Origin of the sequence: Pseudarthrobacter albicanus (assembly GCF_018224015.1) — a bacterium.
Lineage (GTDB): Bacteria > Actinomycetota > Actinomycetes > Actinomycetales > Micrococcaceae > Arthrobacter > Arthrobacter albicanus.
Genome location: NZ_JAGPOT010000010.1, coordinates 111,149 through 130,088 on the forward strand (window position 1 = coordinate 111,149; position 18,940 = coordinate 130,088).

The following is an 18,940-nucleotide window of genomic DNA, read 5'->3' on the forward strand; positions in this document are numbered from 1 at the left end:
TCCTGAATGCTTTCCCTGATTGTGGTCGCCATGGTGACCGTCGCCGCGGGTTTCGTGGTCTGGGCCAATGACAAGCGGCACGCCAAGTACGGCATTTCCGTGCCGGCCGGCATCGCCGTCGCCGTCGGGATGCTGAGCTGGATCATCTTCATGGCGGCCGGCCTCGGCTACCAGCCGGGCCTGACCTGGATCCCGTGGGTCCTGCCCGTCGTCCTGGGTACCGCCGCCGCCGTGGCGGCTGTCCTGTACCTGGGCCGGCACCGTACCCGTCGGGACACGTCCCGGCTCACCGCCATCCTGCGGCTCTAACCTGCCCAGGCGGCGCTGGCGGTCCCATTGTACCTACGGGACAGCGGGCCCGTGGCCTTCTTCGGTGCACAGGCACAGCCGGTTCCCCTGCGCATCCGTGACCACCACCCAGTCGGGTGCGTGGTCACGGTTCATTGAGGCTCCCGTGGCTGCCGTCTTGTCGAGCACGGGACCGGATTCGGCCTGGCTCCGGTGGATGTCCAGGTGGAGCCGGTTGGCGTTGGGCGTGTCGGTTTCCTGGAACCAGAGCGAAGGTCCGCGCCCGTAGGGGTCCACGAGGTCGCCGGACCTGCCCTTGCGGTAGCCGAGGGCCACCCGCCAGACCTCGGAGACCGCCTCCGGATCCTCCGTATCGATGCCCACCTCCACGGTCCGGTATAGCCCGGGTTCCGCGGTGGCGCCGACGGCGGCGGCCGCCGCACTGGCCGCAGCCGCCGCCTTGATGTCCCGCGGCGTCACCTCGGTGCCTGCGTCGTGGGAGCTGTAGCGGAGAAAGACCCGGGTGTAGCGCCAGTCCAGGTCCGGGTGGTGGTTCTGCTCTTCGGCCAGGCGCCCGACGGCGGCGATCAGTTCGAGCGCCGCGGCCGGCGTGGGCGCCTTGTACACGGTCACCAGCCCGCCGAGGCGGTACCGCCAGTCCGGCAGCCCCGCCAGGGCTTCAGCAAGCTGGGGGCGGGTGAGGATGTCTTCCGTGGCTGCCATTTCGGGCTCCCTGCTCGTTGACGATGGGCTCGTGGATGATGCGGCTGGTTGACCGGCAGGACCGGCGGCCAGCCCGGGAGCGGCCGGACTCAGAGGAATTCGGCCCGGCCTTCCATGGCAGAGGACGCCAGGGCGTGCTCGCGGCGCGGGATCCTGCCGGCCGTTTTCGCCAGCCTACCGGCGATGACCGCGTGTTTGAAGGCCTCCCCCATCAGAGCCGGATGCTGCGCGCGGGTCACGGCCGTGGCCAGCAGCACGGCGTCGCAGCCGAGCTCCATCGCCAGGGCGGCGTCCGAGGCCGTGCCGATTCCGGCGTCGAGGACCACCGGCACCGACGCGCGCGAGACGATCAGCTCGATGTTGTGCGGGTTCAGGATACCGAGGCCGGTGCCGATCGGCGCGCCCAGTGGCATCACCGCGGTGGCGCCCAAGTGCTCCAGCCGCAGGGCCAGCACCGGGTCATCGTTGGTGTAGGCGAAGACCTTGAAGCCGCGGCCCACGAGCTGCTCGGTGGCGTCCACCAGCTCCACGGCGTCCGGCAGCAGGGTGTGCTCGTCGGCGATGACTTCCAGCTTGACCCAGTCCGTTTCGAGGGCTTCACGGGCCAGCTCGGCGGTCAGCACCGCGTCCCTGGCGGTGAAGCAGCCCGCGGTGTTGGGCAGCACCCTGATGTTGTGGTCCACGAGCAGCTGGAACAGCGAGCCTGCTTCCGCGGGCGAGTAGCGGCGCATGGCCACCGTCGTGAGTTCGGTGCCGGACGCGAGGAGGGCCGCGCCCAGCCCGTCCAGGCTCGGCGCCCCTCCGGTGCCCATGATCAGGCGCGATCCCAGCCGGACGCCGTCGACGATGAACGGATCGTTCGAGGCGATGTGGAACTGGCTCTCCAATGCGGCGGCCCCTGCCGCGGGTGCGGTGTCTTTCATGCCGTTCATCCTCCCTGTACTGCCGTGACCAGTTCGACGTCGTCGCCCTCGGCGAGCGCGGTGCCGTGCCACTGGCTGCGGGGCACCACCTCGGCGTTGCGGGCCACGGCGACGCCGAGCTTCCGGCCGTCGGCGGACTGGCCGTCCGGGGCAAGCGTCCGGCCGGTGAGCTGGCTGACCAGCGTGCTGACGGAGGCGTCGTCGGCGACGGTGTGCTCCGCCCCGTTCAATGTGATGTTCATACTGCTTCCTTGCTGCGTTCGGTTTCCTGAGGGCGTTCGGTTTCCTGTGGGTGGTCTGTTTCCTGAGGGTGGTGGTCCGGTCCGGGGAGGTGGGAGAAACGGTCCGGCCGGAAACGGGCCCAGCGCGGGTCGGCCGTTCCGTCCAGCAACTGCCGGCAGATGGCCGCGGCGGCGGGGGTGAGCAGGACGCCGTGCCGGAAGAATCCGGTGGCGATGATCAGGCCCGGGATCTGCTCCCCGGCCCCGTTTCCGGTGGCGGGGCGCGTCACGCGGCCCAGCAGCGGCGCGTTGTCCGGCGTGCCCGGGCGGGGGCGGGCCGTGGCCTCGAGCAGTTCCAGCTCGGCCACCGCGGGCAGCAGCTGCTGGGCATCCCGGAGCAGCTGGTAGACCCCGCCGGCGGAGACCGCAGAAGGGTCCGAGGGAGCGTCTTCGCGCTGCGTCGCGCCGATCACCACGGTGCCGTCCTGCCGCGGGACGATGTACACCGGAACGCCGCGGACCAGCCCGCGCAGGGTTGACGTGAGCAGCGGCTGCAGGTGGCCCGGCACGCGCAGCCGGAGGATGTCCCCGTAGACCGGCCGCAGGGGCAGCGTGAGCCCCACGGGCAGGCCACCGAGACCGGCGGCACCGAGCCCGTTCGCCACGATGGTCTCCTTCGCGCGGACGGTGCCGCCGCCGGCGAGGCTGACCCCGGCCACCCGTCCGTCCTCCCACAGCAGGGCGGCGGCGCGGCGCGCAACGGCACGGCTCCGGCTCCGGGTTCCCAGCAGGGCCGCGATCCGGGCGAGCAGCCGGCGCGGGTCCACCTGGTGGTCCGCCGGGATGTCAAAGGCACAGGAGATCCCCGGGCTCAGCAGCGGCTCCCGGCCGCGCGCCTCCCGCACGGTCAGGGGCTCCACCGAGAGGCCGGCGGCCAGCTGGACGGCCCGGAGGTCCGCGAGCGCCCGCCGGTCCGCGGCGTCGGCCCCGACGGCGAGGGTCGGCGTCGTGAGGTAACCGGTTCCGGCGCCAGCTCCGTCGGCGGCCCCGGCCGCGGGACCAGCCGCCGGACCGCCGTCCGTTCCGCTGGGCCTTGCCCCGTCCAGCCCCGCGGCGAAGGCCGGCCACAGGCGGGAGGATTCGATCATGAGCTCCAGGAGTGCCTCCTCCTGGTAGTGCAGTTCGCTGACGGGGGCGAGCATGCCGGCGGCGGCCCAGCTGGCCCCGCTGCCGGGGGCGTCGTCGATCAGGGCGACGGAGCGTCCCGACCGGATTGCCTCCCAGGCGATGCCGTGGCCGATCACCCCGCCGCCGATCACCGCGACGTCGTAACAAACGCCAGCCGTGACGTCATCAATCGCAGCGTTATCACGCAGTGTCTTATCACGCTGTGTCTTATCACGCTGTGATGCTGTGCCCATGCAGGATTCCTTCCCTACGCCGGTACTAGCCGGATCAGGTCAAGCGGTCGGCTCAGCGCCCTCTCAGCCCGCCTGTGCCGAACGCCAGTGGCGTAACGGCCGCAGCGGGCTCCCGCGGTATGGGCCCAGTTTAGGGGAACTAGGCTGGTGTCATGAACAAGGATGCCCTCCACACCACCGCCCGCCTGTACCTGTGCACCGACGCCCGCAAGGACCGCGGCGACTTCGAGGACTTCCTCGACGCCGCCTTCGCCGGCGGAGTCGATATCATCCAGCTGCGCGACAAGACCCTGGAGGCGGCCGAGGAACTCGAGCTCCTCGAGATCCTGCACACCGCCGCCCGCCGCCACGGGCGGCTGTGGGCAGTCAATGACCGGGCGGACATCGCCTCGCTGTCGGCGGCACCGGTGTTCCACATCGGCCAGAAGGACCTCCCGCTGGCGGCGGCGAGGACCTTCCTCGGCAAGGACACCGTGATCGGGCTGTCCACCCACAGCCCGGACCAGGTCGACGCTGCCATCGCGGCCTCGCCGGGCCGCAGCGGACTGGACTATTTCTGCGTGGGACCCGTCTGGGCCACCCCGACCAAGCCGGGGCGCGCCGCCGTCGGGCTCGACCTGGTGCGGCACACCGCGCGGGCCCTCCGGACCGCCCACGCCGGGGCGGCCGGCAAGGACATGGTGCCGTGGTTTGCGATCGGCGGGATCGACCTCGGCAATGTGGAGCAGGTGCTCGAGGCCGGCGCGCGGAGGATCGTCGTGGTGCGGGCCATCACCGACGCCGATGATCCCGCCGACGCCGCACGCGCCCTGCTCAGCGCCCTCGACGCCGCGGACGCCGCCGGCGCCTGAGCGGCAGCGGGGTCAGCCGGGCAGCCGGGCAGCCGGGTCAGCCAGCAGCCGGCTCAGCCGGTCAGTCCCAGCTGCGTCATCCGGCGGGAGTGGCTGGTCACGAGTCCGGCCGTCATTTCGCCGGCCGGTTCCCCGGGCCCGCCATCGTCCGCTCCCGTCAGGCCGGCGGGGAACGCGTGCTCAAAGCTCACCCGCTGGGCCTGCGTGAGGGCCTCGCCCAGCAGGCGCCTGGCCCACAGGGAGAGCCGTGAGGCCAGCCGCGGGTCGGCCGCCAGGGCGGTCCTGAGGAGTTCCCGCAGGACCGCCGTGGACTCGTCGTCCGAGTGGATCCGCTCCACCAGCTCCCGCGTCCCGGCGTCGGCATGGCGGGCGACGGCGCGGTAGAAATCAGCGGACACCGTGTCGATCACGTAGGCCTTCATCAGCGATTCGTACCAGTCCGCCGGGCGCGTGCGCTCGTGGAAATGGTCCACGGCGGGCTGGAACGGCAGCATCGCCGCCTCGGCGTCGAGACCCATTTCCTCGAGCCTGGCGCGGACCAGTTCATAGTGCTGGAATTCGACGACGGCGATGCCGGCCAGCACCGCGCGGTCGTGCAGGGTGGGCGAATAGCGGGCGTCGGATGAGAGCCGTTCGAAGGCCGAAAGCTCCCCATAGGCCATCACGCCGAGCAGATCCCTGAGGAAGCTGTTGTAGCGGGCAGGATCGGCCGGGGATGTGCTCATGATCCAAGACTAATGGCGCAAATCGGGCTAATCTGATTTTCGTGTCCCACCATCGTCTGACCCCCAGCGTCTACCAGCAACAGAACCAACTTTCCGCGGCGCTGCGCGCGCTGCGCACCACGCTGGAACTGCCGGGACCGTTCCCCGAGGATGTGCTCCGGGAGGCCGGGGAGGCCGTGGCCGCACACAAACTGCCGGAGCTGGACCTGACGCGAATCGAGTTTGTGACCATCGATCCGGCCGGCTCCACGGACCTGGACCAGGCCCTGTTCATCGGCCGCTCCGGCGAGGGGTACAAGGTGTTCTACGCCATCGCCGATGTCCCGTCGTTCGTGGCCCCCGGCGGCGCGCTCGACGCCGAAACCCGCCGCCGCGGCCAGACGTTCTACACCCCGGACGGCCGGATCCCGCTGCATCCGGAGGTCATCAGCGAAGGCGCCGGCAGCCTGCTGGCCGGGCAGCTGTGCGCCGCGTTCGTCTGGGAGTTCGAGCTCAATGCCGCCGCGGAGGTTTCCTCCGTGCTGGTGCGCCGGGCCCGGGTCCGCAGCCGGGCCAGGCTCAGCTACCCGGGCGTGCAGGCCGCGCTCGACGCCGGCACCGCGTCCCCGGTGCTGCGCCTGCTCAAGGAAGTGGGCATCAAGCGGGTCGAGCTGGAGCGGCTCCGCGGCGGGGCGAGCCTGAACATGCCGGACCAGGAGATCGCACAGCTGCCCGACGGCGGCTACCGGATCGTCGCGGCCCCGCCGCTTCCGGTCGAGGACTGGAACGCCCAGATTTCGCTCATGACCGGGATGGCCGCGGCCGAGCTGATGCTCAAGGGCAAGGTCGGGATCCTGCGCACCATGCCCGCCCCGGATGAGGGCTCGCTGGCGCACTTCCACCGCCAGACGCACGCCCTGGGCAAGCCGTGGGACGGGGCGATGAGCTACGGGGAGTACCTGCGCACCCTTGACCCCACCGATCCCCGCCAGCTGGCGATCGTGCACTCGGCGGGCCTGCTGTTCCGCGGCGCCGGGTACACGCCGTTCGACGGGAGCGTGCCCGGGGACGCGCTGCAGTCCGCCATCGGTGCCGCTTACGCGCACGCCACCGCCCCGCTGCGGCGGCTGGTCGACCGTTTCGTGCTGGTCATCTGCGAGGCGCTCAGCAACGGCACGGACGTTCCGGCGTGGGCCCGCGAGGCGCTGCCCTCCCTGCCGGCGATCATGGCGTCTTCGGACCAGCTGGCCGCCAGGCTCGAGCGGCTCTCCCTGGACACCGTCGAGGCGGCCCTGCTGATCAACCATATCGGCCAGGAGTTCGACGCCGTTGTCATCTCCGGTTCGAAACCGGCCAGGAACGGCAACGGCAAGCCGACCGCCGTCGACAACGGCAAGAACAGCAGCGGCAGGATCAGCAACGTCAGGATCAGCAACGGCCGAAACGGCAACGGCAACGGCCCCTCCGGGATTGTCCAGATTGCCGAGCCCGCGGTGACCGCACGGTGCCCCGGCGAACTGGAATCCGGCACCCAGGTCCGGGTCCGGGTGGTGTCCTCCGATATCGCCATCCCGGAGGTCCGGCTGGAGCTCGTGGGCTGAGCGCCCGCGCCATCGCCGGGCCCGCCGGCGCCGCCATCGCTCCCATCCCTGCGCCCGCCGGCGCCGCCACGGCCGGGCCAGTCGAGGTTCCAGGCTGCGTGCAGTTAGACTGGAGAGGTAGAAATGGATGCCCGGTCGTTGATTTCCTTGATTTTCGAATTCAACAAGCCCGCCCCTACGCGATCTTGAGACACACCCGCTGGTCCCCAGTGCCAGCATTTAGATAGCCCGCGATCGGCTTCCACTGGAATTGCTTGCGCGCCTGAGCGTGCTCCGGAACGGCCAGCCGGCCGGCCCCGTAGAGCAAGCGGCGCCAATGCCCAAATGAATAAGGAAACTCCCCAGTGAGTGAATTGCACACGCACCAACTTCTGATCGACGAATCCGGCACAGAAACCATTGAGCCGGAAGAGACCATCATCTCGGACGAAAAGCCGCACGAGATTGCCGAGAAGACCTTCGCCGACTACAACGTCCGGGCGGATATTGTCGAGTCGCTGGCCGACGCCGGTATCACCCATCCCTTCCCGATCCAGGCCATGACGCTGCCCGTCGCCCTGGCCGGCCACGACATCATCGGCCAGGCCAAGACCGGCACCGGCAAGACCCTCGGCTTCGGCATCCCCGCGCTGCAGCGCGTGGTCGGGCCGGACGACGCCGGCTATGAATTGCTGCCGGCCCCGGGCGCACCCCAGGCCCTCGTGATCGTGCCGACCCGCGAGCTCGCCGTGCAGGTCGCCAATGACCTGCAGAACGCCGCCCGGAAGCGCAACGCCCGGATCGCCACGATCTACGGCGGCCGCGCCTACGAGCCCCAGGTCGAGGCCCTCCAGAAGGGCGTCGAGGTCGTCGTCGGCACGCCCGGCCGGCTCATCGACCTGTACAAGCAGAAGCACCTCGTCCTGAAGAACGTCAAGATGGTCATCCTTGACGAGGCCGATGAGATGCTGGACCTTGGCTTCCTGCCGGACGTCGAGACCCTCATCGCCGGCACCCCTGCAGTCCGCCAGACCCTCCTGTTCTCGGCCACCATGCCCGGCCCTGTCGTCGCGATGGCCCGCCGCTACATGACCCAGCCGACCCACATCCGTGCGGCCGACCCGGATGACGAGGGCCTGACCAAGCGGGACATCCGCCAGCTGATCTACCGTGCGCACAGCATGGACAAGATCGAGGTTGTGGCGCGCATCCTGCAGGCCCGGGGACGTGGCCGCACCATCATCTTCACCAAGACCAAGCGCACCGCCGCCAAGGTTGCCGAGGAACTCGTGGACCGCGGCTTCGCCGCAGCAGCCATCCACGGCGACCTGGGCCAGGGCGCCCGCGAGCAGGCGCTGCGCGCCTTCCGCAACAACAAGGTGGACGTTCTCGTGGCCACCGATGTTGCCGCCCGCGGCATCGACGTCGACGACGTCACGCACGTGATCAACTACCAGTGCGTCGAAGACGAAAAGATCTACCTGCACCGCGTGGGCCGCACCGGCCGGGCCGGCAACAAGGGCACCGCCGTGACCTTTGTGGACTGGGACGACATGCCCCGCTGGGGCCTGATCAACAAGGCCCTGGGCCTGAGCGTGCCCGAACCGGTGGAAACCTATTCCTCCTCGCCGCACCTCTACGAGGAACTCGACATCCCCGCGGGAACCAAGGGCCGTCTGCCCCGGAACAAGCGCGTGCTGGCCGGAGTCGACGCCGAGGTCCTGGAGGACCTGGGCGAGACCGGCAAGAAGAACACGCGCTCCAGCGCACAAAACAGCGGACAAAACAGCAGCAGCCGCGGAGCCGGGCGCGACGCCGCCCGCGGTGCGGGCCGTGACAGCACCACGGCCGGCGGCCGCAGCAGCCGCCGCAGCGGCGACGCCAGCGGCGCAAAAGACGGCGCACGCGCCGGGGACCGCCGTCGTCGTCCCGCCGAGGCCGAGGCCGGCAGCCGCACTGCGCCGGAGGTGGCAGGAACCGCGGCTGCAGCGACGGCGGCGGCAACGGCGACCGCCAAGGCCCCCTCTGCCGCACCCACCGAAGTCGACCGGGCCACGCGCGCCCGCCGCCGGACCCGCACCCGCCGCCGCAACGGCGAAGTGGTTGCCGGCGACGCGCAGAACCTTGCCCCCCAGCCGAGCAACGCCGAGGCCTAAACCCCTCCATGACTGACACCGTCTGGGCGCCGGACGGCAGCAACCTGGTGGTACACGCGGACAATGCGGAGTATCTCCCGACGCTGCCGGACGGCGCCTTCACACTCATTTACGTCGACCCGCCCTTCAACACCGGGCGGGTGCAGCGGCGCCAGGAAACCAAAATGGTCCGCAACGCCGGCGGCGACGGTGACCGGGTCGGCTTCAAGGGCCGGTCCTACGACACCATCAAAGGCGCCCTGCACAGCTACGACGACGCGTTCAGCGACTACTGGTCCTTCCTGGAGCCGCGGCTCGTGGAGGCCTGGCGGCTGCTGGCCGACGACGGCACCCTGTACCTGCACCTGGACTACCGGGAGGTGCATTACGCGAAGGTCATGCTGGACGCCATCTTCGGCCGCGAATGCTTCCTGAACGAGATCATCTGGGCCTACGACTACGGCGCGCGGGCCAAGTACCGCTGGCCCACCAAGCACGACAACATCCTCGTGTACGTCAAGAATCCGGCCCGGTACCACTTTGACAGCGCCGAGGTGGACCGGGAGCCGTACATGGCGCCCGGGCTCGTCACGCCGGCCAAACGCGAGCTCGGCAAGCTGCCCACCGACGTCTGGTGGCACACCATCGTCTCCCCCACCGGCAAGGAGAAGACCGGCTACCCGACGCAGAAACCCGAGGGACTGATCCGGCGCGTGGTGGCGGCGTCCAGCCGCCCGGGTGACTGGTGCCTGGACTTCTTCGCCGGCTCCGGAACGCTGGGCGCCGTGGCCGCGAAACTCGAGCGGAAGTTCGTCTGCGTGGACGAGAACCAGCCGGCCATCGACGTCATGGCCAAGCGGCTCGCCGCGCATGCCAGCTTCACCGCGTTCCCGCCGCCCAAGTAACTCGCATTTGTTGCCGTTTTGACGCCCCAGAACGACACCTGCTGCCAGTCAGTTGGGAGGACAGCCCGATCAGCGCACGACGGCGGTTCCAGTGGCCAGTTCCTCGATCCGGGCCAGCACCTGCGCGGAGGTGAGGTTTTCGCCGAGCAGGTTCTGCTTCCCGGCGCCGTGGTAGTCCGAGGAACCCGTCACGAGCAGGCCGTGCCGCCGGGCAAGGCGGCGCAGGAACTCCCGGCCCTCCTCGGGGTTGTCCCGGTGGTAGATCTCCAGCCCGGCCAGGCCGGCGTCGATCATCTCCCGGTAGGTCTTCTCCCCCACGATCCGGCCGCGGGCGGACGCCACGGGATGGGCGAACACCGGGACGCCGCCGGCTGCACGGACCAGTTCGACGGCGAGCGCCGGGTCCGGGGCGTAGTGCTGCACGTAGTAGCGCGAGCGCGAGGTCAGGATCGAGCTGAAAGCCTCGGACCGGTCCTCGACCACGCCCGCGGCCACGAGCGCATCGGCAATGTGCGGCCGGCCCAGGGTGGCCCCGGGCGCCACGTGGTGGATGACGTCATCCCAGGTCAGCGGATAGTCCTCGGCCAGCAGGGCCACCATGCGCTCGGCCCGGGTGTACCGGGCGTCCTTGGCTTTGGTGATTTCCTCGAGCAGTCCGGGATGGGCCGGGTCATGCAGGTAGCTGAGCAGGTGGACGCTGATGCCTTCCTCCGTGCGGCAGGAGACTTCCATGCCCGGCACCAGGGCGATGCCGTGATCCCGGGCCGCCAGGGACGCTTCCGCCCAGCCGCCGGTGGAGTCGTGATCGGTCAGGGCGATCACGTCGAGCCCGGCCTCCGCGGCGGAAACGATGACGTCCGCCGGCGCCTGGGTACCGTCGGACACATTGGAGTGGGCATGCAGGTCAATCCTCACCCCACCAGCCTAGTGGACGGGCGGGATCCGGCGGGGCGGGTGCCCGTCCGGGACGGTACGGCACGCCGGCCGCGGCGGCAGCGGCACCCGTTGGCCTAAGCCGCGCCGCTGGTGAGACGATGGGACGGTGAACGATGCAGATATCCCCCAGGCCTCCGCTTCCCAGCCCCTCGACGAGCGCGTCAACAACCGCTCGCAGCGTCCCAGCTCCGACGCCTTCAAGGCCTTCATGGCCAGCAACTGGGCGCAGGCCCGGCAGCAGCTGCCCGAACGGGACGCGGTCGCAGGCCACGCCGCCGCCCGGCGCCGGGCCGTTTCACTGCAGTTCAAGGGCGAACGCCTCGTCATCCCGGCCGGCCCGCTGAAGGTCCGCTCGAACGACTGCGACTACCGCTTCCGCCCGCACTCCGGCTTCGCACACCTCACCGGCCTGGGCGTGGACCATGAGCCCGACGCCGTCCTGATCCTCGAACCCGTGGCGGAAGGCACGGGCGACGACGCCGGGAACCACCGCGCGACGCTGTACTTCCGGCCGCTGGCCGGCCGGGACACCGAGCAGTTCTACGCGGACTCACGCTCCGGCGAGTTCTGGGTCGGCGCCCGCCCCACCCTGGCCGAGTTCAAGGCCCGGCTCGGCCTGGAGACCGCGGATATCGGCGGACTCGAACTGGCCATCACCAAGAACGTCGGCGCCCCCGAGATCGGCGGCATCTCGATCCGGCTGGTGCGCAAGGTCGACGAGAACATCGATGCCCTCGTGGACACCGCCCGCTACAACACGGCCAAGGATCCCGAGAACCTGGACCTGGGCGTCCTCGATGCCCTCGACGACAAGCTCACCGAGGCCCTCTCCGAGCTGCGCCTGCTCAAGGACGAGTGGGAAATCGGGCAGCTGAAAACCGCCGTCGCAGCGACGGTGCAGGGCTTCACCGAAGTCGTCAAGGCCCTGCCGCGGGCCCTGACCCACCACCGCGGCGAACGCGTCGTGGAAGGCGCGTTCTTCGCCCGGGCCCGGGAGGAAGGCAACGAGCTCGGCTACGACACCATCGCCGCGGCCGGCAATAACGCCACCGTGCTGCACTGGACCCGGAACACCGGCAGGATCAACGCCGGCGAACTGCTGCTCCTGGACGCCGGCGTCGAGGCCGACTCGCTGTACACCGCGGACATCACCCGCACCCTGCCGGCGAACGGCACCTTCACCGGGGTCCAGCGCAAGGTCTACGAGGCAGTGCTCGACGCCGCCGACGCCGGCTTTGCCGCCGCGCAGCCCGGTACCAGGTTCCGCGACATCCACACCGCCGCGACCACCGTGCTGGCCGAACGCCTTGCCGAGTGGGGCCTGCTGCCGGTCTCCGTCCAGGAAGCCATCAGCGCCGAGGGCCAGCAGCACCGCCGCTGGATGCCGCACGGCACCAGCCACCACCTGGGCCTGGACGTCCACGACTGCGCCCAGGCCAAGCGTGAGCTGTACCTGGACGGCGTCCTCACGGCGGGCATGGTGTTCACGATCGAGCCCGGCCTGTACTTCAAGAACGAGGACCTCGCCATCCCCGAGGAATACCGGGGCATCGGCGTCCGCATCGAGGACGACATCCTGATGACGGCCGAGGGCCCGGTCAACCTCAGCGCCGCGCTGCCCCGCAAGGCGGACGACGTCGAATCCTGGATGGCGGGCATCTACCAGGAAGCCGACAACCAGCCGGCGTAGCCTCTCCGCCGTTGGGCAACCATCCGGTCCTGGCCCGCAGGCTGAACACCGGTGATGCGGTCGTCATCGGCCTCGGGTCCATGATCGGCGAAGAGGTCATCAACCCGCGCAAGACCATCCCGCGGGCCATCGTGATCGCACTGGGTATCGCCGTCGCGGTCTACGCCATCATCGCTGGCCTGGGCCGGACCAGCCTGGCGATGGCACGGGAAGCGGACCTGCCGCGCTGGCTGGCCGCGGTCCATCCGCGCTTCAACGTCCCCCACCGGGCCGAACTGGTCCTGGCGGCGGTCATCTGCCTCATCATCAGCGTGGCCGACCTCCGGGGCGCCATCGGCTTTTCTTCCTTCGGCGTCCTGATCTACTACCTTGTCGCCAACCTCGCCGCGTACACCCGGACCGGAGAACACCGCCGCTACCCCAAGGCGCTTCAGCTCGCCGGCGCCGCCGCCTGCGCGGTCCTGGCGGCCACCCTGCCCGTCGGCTCCGTGGTCGCGGGACTGGTCATGTTCGCCGCCGGGATCCTCTACCGCGGCGTCCGCCTGCGCCTCGGGAGAGATAACGGCACCACGGGCAGCTGAACGGTTGCGCGGCAGCCGCGAACGTCAGGAAAGATGAAGCCATGACCATTGCCAAATCCATCGTGCTCTTCGTCCTGGCCGCAGCAGCTGAAATCGGCGGCGCCTGGCTCGTCTGGCAGTCGGTCCGCGAGGGCAAGGAGTGGTGGTGGGCCGGGCTCGGAGTAGTCGCTCTGGGCCTCTACGGCTTCGCCGCGACCCTGCAGCCGGACGCGCACTTCGGCCGGATCCTCGCCGCCTACGGGGGCGTGTTCGTGGCCGGATCCCTGGCCTGGGGCATGATCTTCGACGGCTTCCGGCCGGACCGCTGGGACGTGACCGGTTCCGTGGTCTGCCTGCTCGGGGTGGCGATCATCATGTTCGCGCCCCGCAACGCCGGCTGAAAGGCCGCCTTACTACACAATTGCGTGAATACAGGGACCGCTGTACTTTGGTTTTATGGAAACCCTCACGCACGCCCCGGTGCTGGCACGGTTCGGCTACGCGGTCTCGGATCCGACCAGGGCCCGGATCCTGCTGGCACTGTCCGGGGCGGCCGCCTACCCGTCCGATCTGGCCGACTCCCTTGGGGTCTCACGGCAGAGCATGTCCAACCATCTGACGTGCCTGCGCGGCTGCGGACTCGTCGTGGCTGTCCCGGACGGACGGCGGAGCCGGTACGAGCTCGCCGACGCGCGGCTGGGCCACGCGATCCGGGACCTGATCGGCGTCGTCCTGGCCGTGGATCCGGCCTGCTGCGCACCCGACGGGACATGCCTGGCATGACCGCCCTCCAGCTGGGACCCAACCCGGTCCGCCGTGCCGTGCTGAGCCGCCGCATCCGGCTGTTCGCCGCCGCGACCATCAGCTACAACATCGTTGAAGCCGTCGTGTCGCTCTGGGCCGGGGGCCTCGCGGACTCGTCGGCCCTGATCGGCTTCGGCCTGGACTCGGTGATCGAGGTCGCGTCCGCCGTCGCCCTGTCCTGGCAGTTTTCCGCCAAGGACCCTGAACGGCGCGAACACCTGACCCTGCGGATCATCGCGATCTCGTTCTTCGCCCTCGCCGCGTTCGTCGCCGCCGATTCCGTCTGGTCCCTGGCCGGCGGCGGCGAGGCCCGCCATTCCGCCCCGGGAATCGTGATCGCCGGGCTGAGCCTGGCCGTCATGCCCGTACTGTCCTGGCTGCAGCGCCGCGCCGGCCGGGAACTCGGCTCCCGGACAGCCGTCGCCGATTCCAAACAGACCCTGCTGTGCACCTACCTCTCCGCCGTCCTGCTCGTCGGGCTGGTGCTGAACAGCACCCTGGGCTGGTGGTGGGCCGACGCCGGCGCCGCGCTGGTCATCGCCGTCATCGCCGTCCGCGAAGGCATCAGCGCCTGGCGCGGCGACGTCTGCTGCACGCTCCCCCACGCCGCAGCCGCACCCGACGCCGAAGCGGACGGCTGCTGCCCGGCGCCCGGCAGCCTCAACCTGGGCCGAAGGGACGGCTGAGCCTTGGATTTCGAACTGCGCACCATCCGGGACTGCCCGAACAGTGGCCCGGCCCTGGAACTTTTCCGCAAGGCCCTGGCCGCAGAAGAAAAAGAGACGCAATTCCTGACCGTCCGCCTGATCGCCTCCGAAAGCGAGGCGGAGGAGCTGCAGTTCCACGGCTCACCGTCCTTCATCGCGGACGGACGTGACCTGTTTCCGGCGGAGACGGCACCGGCGCTGAGCTGCCGGCTATACCGCTCCGGGCACGGCGTGGCAGGACTCCCCTCCGAAGAGTCGTTACGCGCCGCGGTGCGCGGCCTCGGCTCCGGCGCATGAATCCGGTGCCCTACTGCTGGGTGCCGTCCTGGTGCTGGGGCTCGTCATTGGCCTGTTTGGCCTTCTGCACATCAGCTGCCCGGAGACCGTACTGGGGCCTGCCGTCCGGCAGGTCCGGGTAAGTGACGCCGGAGACGCGCGCTGCCGGCTGCTGGGGCTGCTCCACACCGGCAGCCTGGCTTCCCTGGCCCGGCTGTGCCGAAGCTCCGGGGGCGTACTGGCCTGCCGGCTGACCGCCCGCCTCCGGCGTCCGCTGGCCGTACGGGTCATTCCAGCCCGCGGGGCGTTCCGGAGCATGGCCCTGCTGGCCGGGCAGGGGCGGCTGGTTCTGGTAGTCGCGCTCCGGGTAGCCGGCGGCTCCCGCCGTGCCGGCGGCAGACCCCGACGCGTCATGCCGGGTCATGGGCAGCTGGTGCAGCAGGCGGCGTGCCTCGTTCGCCGCCTCGAAGGACACCACGACGTCGTAGCTCGTCGCCACAACCTGGTTCGTCGAGGTGAAGTCACGCTTTCCGCGCTGCATGGCGTAGGTGACGATGCCAAACAGCATGAAGAACGCGGCCCCCATCAGCACGGACGTCACAATCGAGAAGTACCCCGGCGTCGTCGAGAAGAAGGACAGCATGACACCGACGAACAGGCCGAACCACATGCCGCTGAGCGCACCGGAGAGGGCCACACGCGGATAGGTGAGCCTGCCGGTCACCCGCTCGACCATCTTCAGGTCATTGCCCACGATCGAGACCAGGTGCACCGGAAACTGCTGGTCCGCCAGATAGTCCACTGCCTTCTGGGCATCCAGGTAGGAGGTATAGGAACCGACGGTGTCCCCCTTGGGGACGCTGCGGGCATCGTCCGGGCCGCTGGGGGCACCGGCCCTGGGAGCACCAAAAATGTTTGACATATGCCCATTCTCGCCTATCCGGCTGGTGATCGCCTGCAAATTCAGCTAAAAGAGAGCAGACTCGGTAGCCTGTACACGTGAGCACAAATATTTCGCGGGTGTTTGTCGCGCGCCTCCTCGGACTGGATGTCTTCGACCCGCTGGGCGACCGTCTGGGCCGGCTGCGCGACGTCGTCGTGCTCTCACGCGGAACCCGGGGCGCCCCTCACGTGGTCGGCATCGTCGTCGAGGTCCCGGGCAAGAAACGCGTCTTCGTGCCGATGACGCGGATCACCTCGATCGACCAGACGCAGGTCATCTGCACGGGCCTGGTGAACCTGCGCCGCTTCGAACAGCGCGGGGCGGAGACCCTCGTGGTGGCCGAGATGTTCGACCGCCGGGTGACCCTCGCGGACGGCAGCGGCGACGCCACCATCGAGGACATTGCGATGGACCGGCACCGCTCCGGGGACTGGTTCGTCAGCAAGCTCTTCGTCCGCCGCGGCCATTCCCTGTCCCCGCTGAGCAGGCTGCGCCGCAACGAGACCATGATCATCGGCTGGGCCGACGCACAGCAGGGTGCCAAAACCGAGCCGCAGGCGGCCACGCAGTTCGTCGCGACGCACGAGGACCTGAAGCCGGCCGACTTCGCCGAGGCACTCCAGGAGATGAGCGACAAACGCCGCTTCGAAGTCGCCAGCGAGTTGCAGGATGAACGGCTGGCCGACGTCCTGCAGGAAATGCGGGAAGGCGATCAGGTGGAGATTCTCTCCGCCCTGGACGTGCACCGCGCCGCGGACGTGCTGGAGGAAATGGACCCTGACGACGCCGCCGACCTCCTGGCCGAGCTCCCGAGCGCCCAGGCCGAAGAACTCCTCCAGCTGATGGAGCCCGAAGGTGCCGAAGACGTCCGCCGCCTGCTCGAATACGACGAGGACACCGCCGGCGGCCTGATGACACCCGTCCCGGTCATCCTGCCGCCCGAAGCAACCGTCGCCGAGGCGCTCGCGCATGTCCGCCGCGAGGAGCTGTCCCCCGCGCTGGCGTCGTCGATCTTCATCGCACGGCCCCCGCTGGAGACGCCCACGGGCCGGTTCCTCGGCGTCGTGCACATCCAGCAACTGCTGCGCTATCCCCCGCCCGAGCCGCTGGGCAATCTTGTTGACAAGACCCTGGAGCCGGTCTCGGACCACGCCCACATCAGCGAGGTGGCCCGCACACTGGCCACGTACAACCTCAACTCGCTCCCCGTCGTCAACAGCGACGGACGGCTTGTGGGGGCGGTGACTGTTGATGACGTGCTTGATCATCTGTTGCCCGATGACTGGCGCGCCCACGAGGACGATGCCCCGATAAGGAAGCTTGGAGGCCGCATTGGCTGATAACAGCACACCAAGAACCTCCACCGTCCGGCCGGGCAGCCAATCCACCGGGAAGGGCAGCCTCGATACCCCCTTGAGCGGCCGTGCGCGGATCCTGCCCAAGTTTTCCCCCAACCCGGATGCCTTCGGCCACGCCACGGAAGGCTTCGCCCGGTTCATGGGCACGCCGACGTTCCTGGTCTACATGACCGTGTTCTGCGTCTTCTGGCTGGTCTGGAACACCTTTGCCCCGAAGGAGTGGCAGTTCGACTCCCAGGCCCTCGGCTATACGTTGCTGACCCTGATGCTGTCGCTGCAGGCCTCATACGCCGCCCCGCTGCTACTGCTCGCCCAGAACCGCCAGGACGACCGGGACCGCGTCTCACTCCAGCAGGACCGGCAGCGCGCGGAGCGCAACCTCTCGGACACCGAATACCTGACCCGGGAGCTGGCGTCCCTGCGCATCGCCCTGCGGGAGGTCGCCACCCGCGACTACGTGCGGGCCGAGCTGCGCAGCCTGCTGGAGGACATGCTGGAGGCGCAGGAGGAACTGCGCACCCACGATCCGTCAGCCGGGATCCACGAGACCCCGCGGGAGAAGGTCAAGGAGAAGCTGAAGGAGAAGCGCGACAAGCAACGCGGCCCCCGGACCCAGCAGGTCCCCAAAGTCAAGCCGGACACCACGGCCGAACGTCCGGGCCTGCCCGCACACCGCACCTTCCCCGAAAGCTGAGCAATCACCGCATGGACACCCCACCGGACAGCACCCCACCGGACTCCCGTCAGGACTCCCCGATGGGCTCACCCCTGCACCGGGCGGTGCAGGCCGCCCTCGCCACCGTGATCGACCCCGAGCTGCGCCGCCCCATCACCGAGCTGGGGATGGTCGAGTCGGTGGACGTCTCCGACGGCGGCCGCGCACGGATCACGGTGCTCCTGACCATTGCGGGCTGCCCGTTGCGCGGCACTATCACGGCCGACTGCGAGGCGGCACTGTCCGCCGTGCCGGGGGTGACCGCCGTCGACGTTGAGCTGAAGGTCATGACGCAGGACCAGCGCAATGCCCTCAAGGAACAGCTGCGCGGCGCCGGCGGGCAGCGCGGGATCCCCTTCAACGCGCCCGGTTCGCTGACCAAGGTGTACGCCGTCGCGAGCGGCAAGGGCGGCGTGGGAAAATCGTCGGTGACCGTGAACCTGGCCTGCAGCCTCGCCGCACAGGGCCTCCGGGTGGGGATCGTGGACGCGGATGTGCACGGCTTCTCGGTCCCGGCGCTGATGGGCATCACGCAGTCCCCCACCCGGGTGGATGACATGATCCTGCCGCCGGTGGCCTACGGTGTGAAGGTCATCTCCATCGGCATGTTCGTCACCGGAAACCAGCCGGTCGCCTGGCGGGGTCCGATGCTGCACCGGGCCCTCGAACAGTTCCTCACCGATGTTTACTTCGGCGACCTCGACGCCCTCTTCCTGGACCTGCCGCCCGGCACGGGGGACATCGCCATCTCGGTGGCCCAGCTGCTCCCGAAGGCGCAGATCCTCGTGGTGACCACCCCGCAGGCGGCCGCGGCCGATGTGGCCGAGCGCGCCGGTGCCATCGCCACCCAGACCGGCCAGACCGTGGCCGGCGTGGTGGAGAACATGTCCTACCTGGAGCTGCCCGACGGCGGCCGGATGGAGCTGTTCGGCAGCGGCGGCGGCGCCGTGCTCGCCGGGCGGCTCTCGGACCTGGTGGGCACCGAGGTGCCGCTGCTGGGGCAGATCCCGCTGGACATCCTGCTGCGCGAGGGCGGGGATGCCGGGGTCCCGCTGGTGCTGGGACGGCCGGAGACCCCGGCGGCTGTGGCGTTGACGGGGATCGCGGGAAAGCTCGCGTCGGCCCCGCGCGGGCTGAAGGGCCTGTCCCTGGGGCTGCAGCCGCGGTGATCGAGCCTGTCGAGATCGATCCGCCCCGGTG

Annotated in this window: 20 protein-coding genes, 1 pseudogene and 1 riboswitch; of the genes and pseudogenes, 14 read left to right on the forward strand and 7 right to left on the reverse strand. The window is 69.8% G+C overall.

Annotation, left to right across the window (positions count from 1 at the left end):
* Positions 1 to 6: 6 nt before the first annotated feature.
* Positions 7 to 309, forward strand: a complete 303-nt coding sequence (locus J9611_RS03625; protein WP_211877794.1) for a hypothetical protein — start codon at positions 7 to 9, stop codon at positions 307 to 309.
* 33 nt (positions 310 to 342) lie between these two features.
* On the opposite strand, the gene J9611_RS03630 is transcribed toward J9611_RS03625, so the two are convergent.
* The 4 genes from J9611_RS03630 to J9611_RS03645 form a co-directional block, all read right to left on the reverse strand.
* Positions 343 to 1,011, reverse strand: coding sequence for a 4a-hydroxytetrahydrobiopterin dehydratase (locus tag J9611_RS03630; protein WP_211877802.1), 669 nt, complete (start codon positions 1,009 to 1,011; stop codon positions 343 to 345).
* Positions 1,012 to 1,100: 89 nt separating this feature from the next.
* Positions 1,101 to 1,823, reverse strand: a complete 723-nt coding sequence (locus J9611_RS03635; RefSeq protein ID WP_246527340.1) for a thiazole synthase — start codon at positions 1,821 to 1,823, stop codon at positions 1,101 to 1,103.
* Between the two features lie 116 nt (positions 1,824 to 1,939).
* Complete coding sequence (gene thiS / locus J9611_RS03640; protein ID WP_211877804.1) at positions 1,940 to 2,176, reverse strand: sulfur carrier protein ThiS; 237 nt, start codon at positions 2,174 to 2,176, stop codon at positions 1,940 to 1,942.
* The gene (locus J9611_RS03645) at positions 2,173 to 3,576 is read right to left on the reverse strand and encodes an FAD-dependent oxidoreductase (protein WP_211877806.1); all 1,404 of its coding nucleotides are present in this window, start codon (positions 3,574 to 3,576) and stop codon (positions 2,173 to 2,175) included. The genes thiS and J9611_RS03645 overlap by 4 nt, the downstream gene beginning before the upstream one ends.
* Positions 3,570 to 3,702, reverse strand: a riboswitch (TPP riboswitch). (Overlaps the previous gene by 7 nt.)
* Before the next feature lie 26 nt (positions 3,703 to 3,728).
* Here J9611_RS03645 and thiE point away from each other — a divergent pair.
* Positions 3,729 to 4,427 (forward strand): thiamine phosphate synthase, encoded by a 699-nt coding sequence (gene thiE / locus J9611_RS03650; RefSeq protein ID WP_211877808.1) that lies wholly within the window; start codon positions 3,729 to 3,731, stop codon positions 4,425 to 4,427.
* A gap of 53 nt (positions 4,428 to 4,480) precedes the next feature.
* Here thiE and J9611_RS03655 read toward each other — a convergent pair whose 3' ends face one another.
* Positions 4,481 to 5,152 carry a ferritin-like fold-containing protein gene (locus J9611_RS03655; RefSeq protein ID WP_211877810.1) on the reverse strand — a complete coding sequence of 224 codons (672 nt, stop codon included), beginning with the start codon at positions 5,150 to 5,152 and terminating at the stop codon, positions 4,481 to 4,483.
* A gap of 41 nt (positions 5,153 to 5,193) precedes the next feature.
* Between J9611_RS03655 and J9611_RS03660 the strand changes: the two genes are divergently transcribed.
* From J9611_RS03660 to J9611_RS03670, 3 genes are all read left to right on the forward strand, one after another.
* Positions 5,194 to 6,732 carry an RNB domain-containing ribonuclease gene (locus J9611_RS03660; protein WP_211877812.1) on the forward strand — a complete coding sequence of 513 codons (1,539 nt, stop codon included), beginning with the start codon at positions 5,194 to 5,196 and terminating at the stop codon, positions 6,730 to 6,732.
* A 344-nt stretch (positions 6,733 to 7,076) separates the two neighbouring features.
* Positions 7,077 to 8,867, forward strand: coding sequence for a DEAD/DEAH box helicase (locus J9611_RS03665; protein WP_211877814.1), 1,791 nt, complete (start codon positions 7,077 to 7,079; stop codon positions 8,865 to 8,867).
* Positions 8,868 to 8,875: 8 nt separating this feature from the next.
* Positions 8,876 to 9,751, forward strand: a complete 876-nt coding sequence (locus J9611_RS03670) for a DNA-methyltransferase (protein WP_211877815.1) — start codon at positions 8,876 to 8,878, stop codon at positions 9,749 to 9,751.
* 69 nt (positions 9,752 to 9,820) lie between these two features.
* Here the strand turns inward: J9611_RS03670 and J9611_RS03675 are convergent, their stop codons facing one another.
* The gene (locus tag J9611_RS03675) at positions 9,821 to 10,666 is read right to left on the reverse strand and encodes a PHP domain-containing protein (RefSeq protein WP_211877816.1); all 846 of its coding nucleotides are present in this window, start codon (positions 10,664 to 10,666) and stop codon (positions 9,821 to 9,823) included.
* 127 nt (positions 10,667 to 10,793) lie between these two features.
* Here J9611_RS03675 and J9611_RS03680 point away from each other — a divergent pair, with 127 nt between their 5' ends.
* From J9611_RS03680 to J9611_RS03705, 6 genes and pseudogenes are all read left to right on the forward strand, one after another.
* Positions 10,794 to 12,377 (forward strand): aminopeptidase P family protein, encoded by a 1,584-nt coding sequence (locus J9611_RS03680; RefSeq protein WP_211877817.1) that lies wholly within the window; start codon positions 10,794 to 10,796, stop codon positions 12,375 to 12,377.
* A gap of 83 nt (positions 12,378 to 12,460) precedes the next feature.
* A pseudogene (locus J9611_RS03685) lies at positions 12,461 to 12,958 on the forward strand (amino acid permease); the annotation flags it as partial.
* Between the two features lie 41 nt (positions 12,959 to 12,999).
* Positions 13,000 to 13,338, forward strand: a complete 339-nt coding sequence (locus J9611_RS03690; RefSeq protein ID WP_211877818.1) for a YnfA family protein — start codon at positions 13,000 to 13,002, stop codon at positions 13,336 to 13,338.
* A 55-nt stretch (positions 13,339 to 13,393) separates the two neighbouring features.
* The gene (locus tag J9611_RS03695) at positions 13,394 to 13,720 is read left to right on the forward strand and encodes an ArsR/SmtB family transcription factor (RefSeq protein ID WP_211877819.1); all 327 of its coding nucleotides are present in this window, start codon (positions 13,394 to 13,396) and stop codon (positions 13,718 to 13,720) included.
* Complete coding sequence (locus J9611_RS03700) at positions 13,717 to 14,427, forward strand: cation efflux transmembrane domain-containing protein (RefSeq protein WP_211877820.1); 711 nt, start codon at positions 13,717 to 13,719, stop codon at positions 14,425 to 14,427. The genes J9611_RS03695 and J9611_RS03700 overlap by 4 nt, the downstream gene beginning before the upstream one ends.
* 3 nt (positions 14,428 to 14,430) lie before the next feature.
* Entirely contained in the window at positions 14,431 to 14,745 is a 315-nt protein-coding gene (locus tag J9611_RS03705) for a DsbA family protein (protein WP_211877821.1), read from the forward strand.
* Between the two features lie 10 nt (positions 14,746 to 14,755).
* Here J9611_RS03705 and J9611_RS03710 read toward each other — a convergent pair whose 3' ends face one another.
* On the reverse strand, positions 14,756 to 15,646 hold the full coding sequence (locus tag J9611_RS03710; protein WP_211877822.1) for a YflT domain-containing protein: 891 nt from the start codon (positions 15,644 to 15,646) through the stop codon (positions 14,756 to 14,758).
* Positions 15,647 to 15,723: 77 nt separating this feature from the next.
* On the opposite strand from J9611_RS03710, the gene J9611_RS03715 reads away from it, so the two are divergent.
* The 3 genes from J9611_RS03715 (at position 15,724) to J9611_RS03725 (ending at position 18,909) form a co-directional block, all read left to right on the forward strand.
* On the forward strand, positions 15,724 to 17,007 hold the full coding sequence (locus J9611_RS03715; RefSeq protein ID WP_211877823.1) for a magnesium transporter MgtE N-terminal domain-containing protein: 1,284 nt from the start codon (positions 15,724 to 15,726) through the stop codon (positions 17,005 to 17,007).
* Positions 16,988 to 17,719 carry a DUF1003 domain-containing protein gene (locus tag J9611_RS03720; protein ID WP_211877824.1) on the forward strand — a complete coding sequence of 244 codons (732 nt, stop codon included), beginning with the start codon at positions 16,988 to 16,990 and terminating at the stop codon, positions 17,717 to 17,719. Before J9611_RS03715 ends, J9611_RS03720 begins: the two co-directional genes overlap by 20 nt.
* 62 nt (positions 17,720 to 17,781) lie before the next feature.
* Positions 17,782 to 18,909, forward strand: a complete 1,128-nt coding sequence (locus J9611_RS03725) for an Mrp/NBP35 family ATP-binding protein (RefSeq protein ID WP_211877861.1) — start codon at positions 17,782 to 17,784, stop codon at positions 18,907 to 18,909.
* Positions 18,910 to 18,940: the final 31 nt, after the last annotated feature.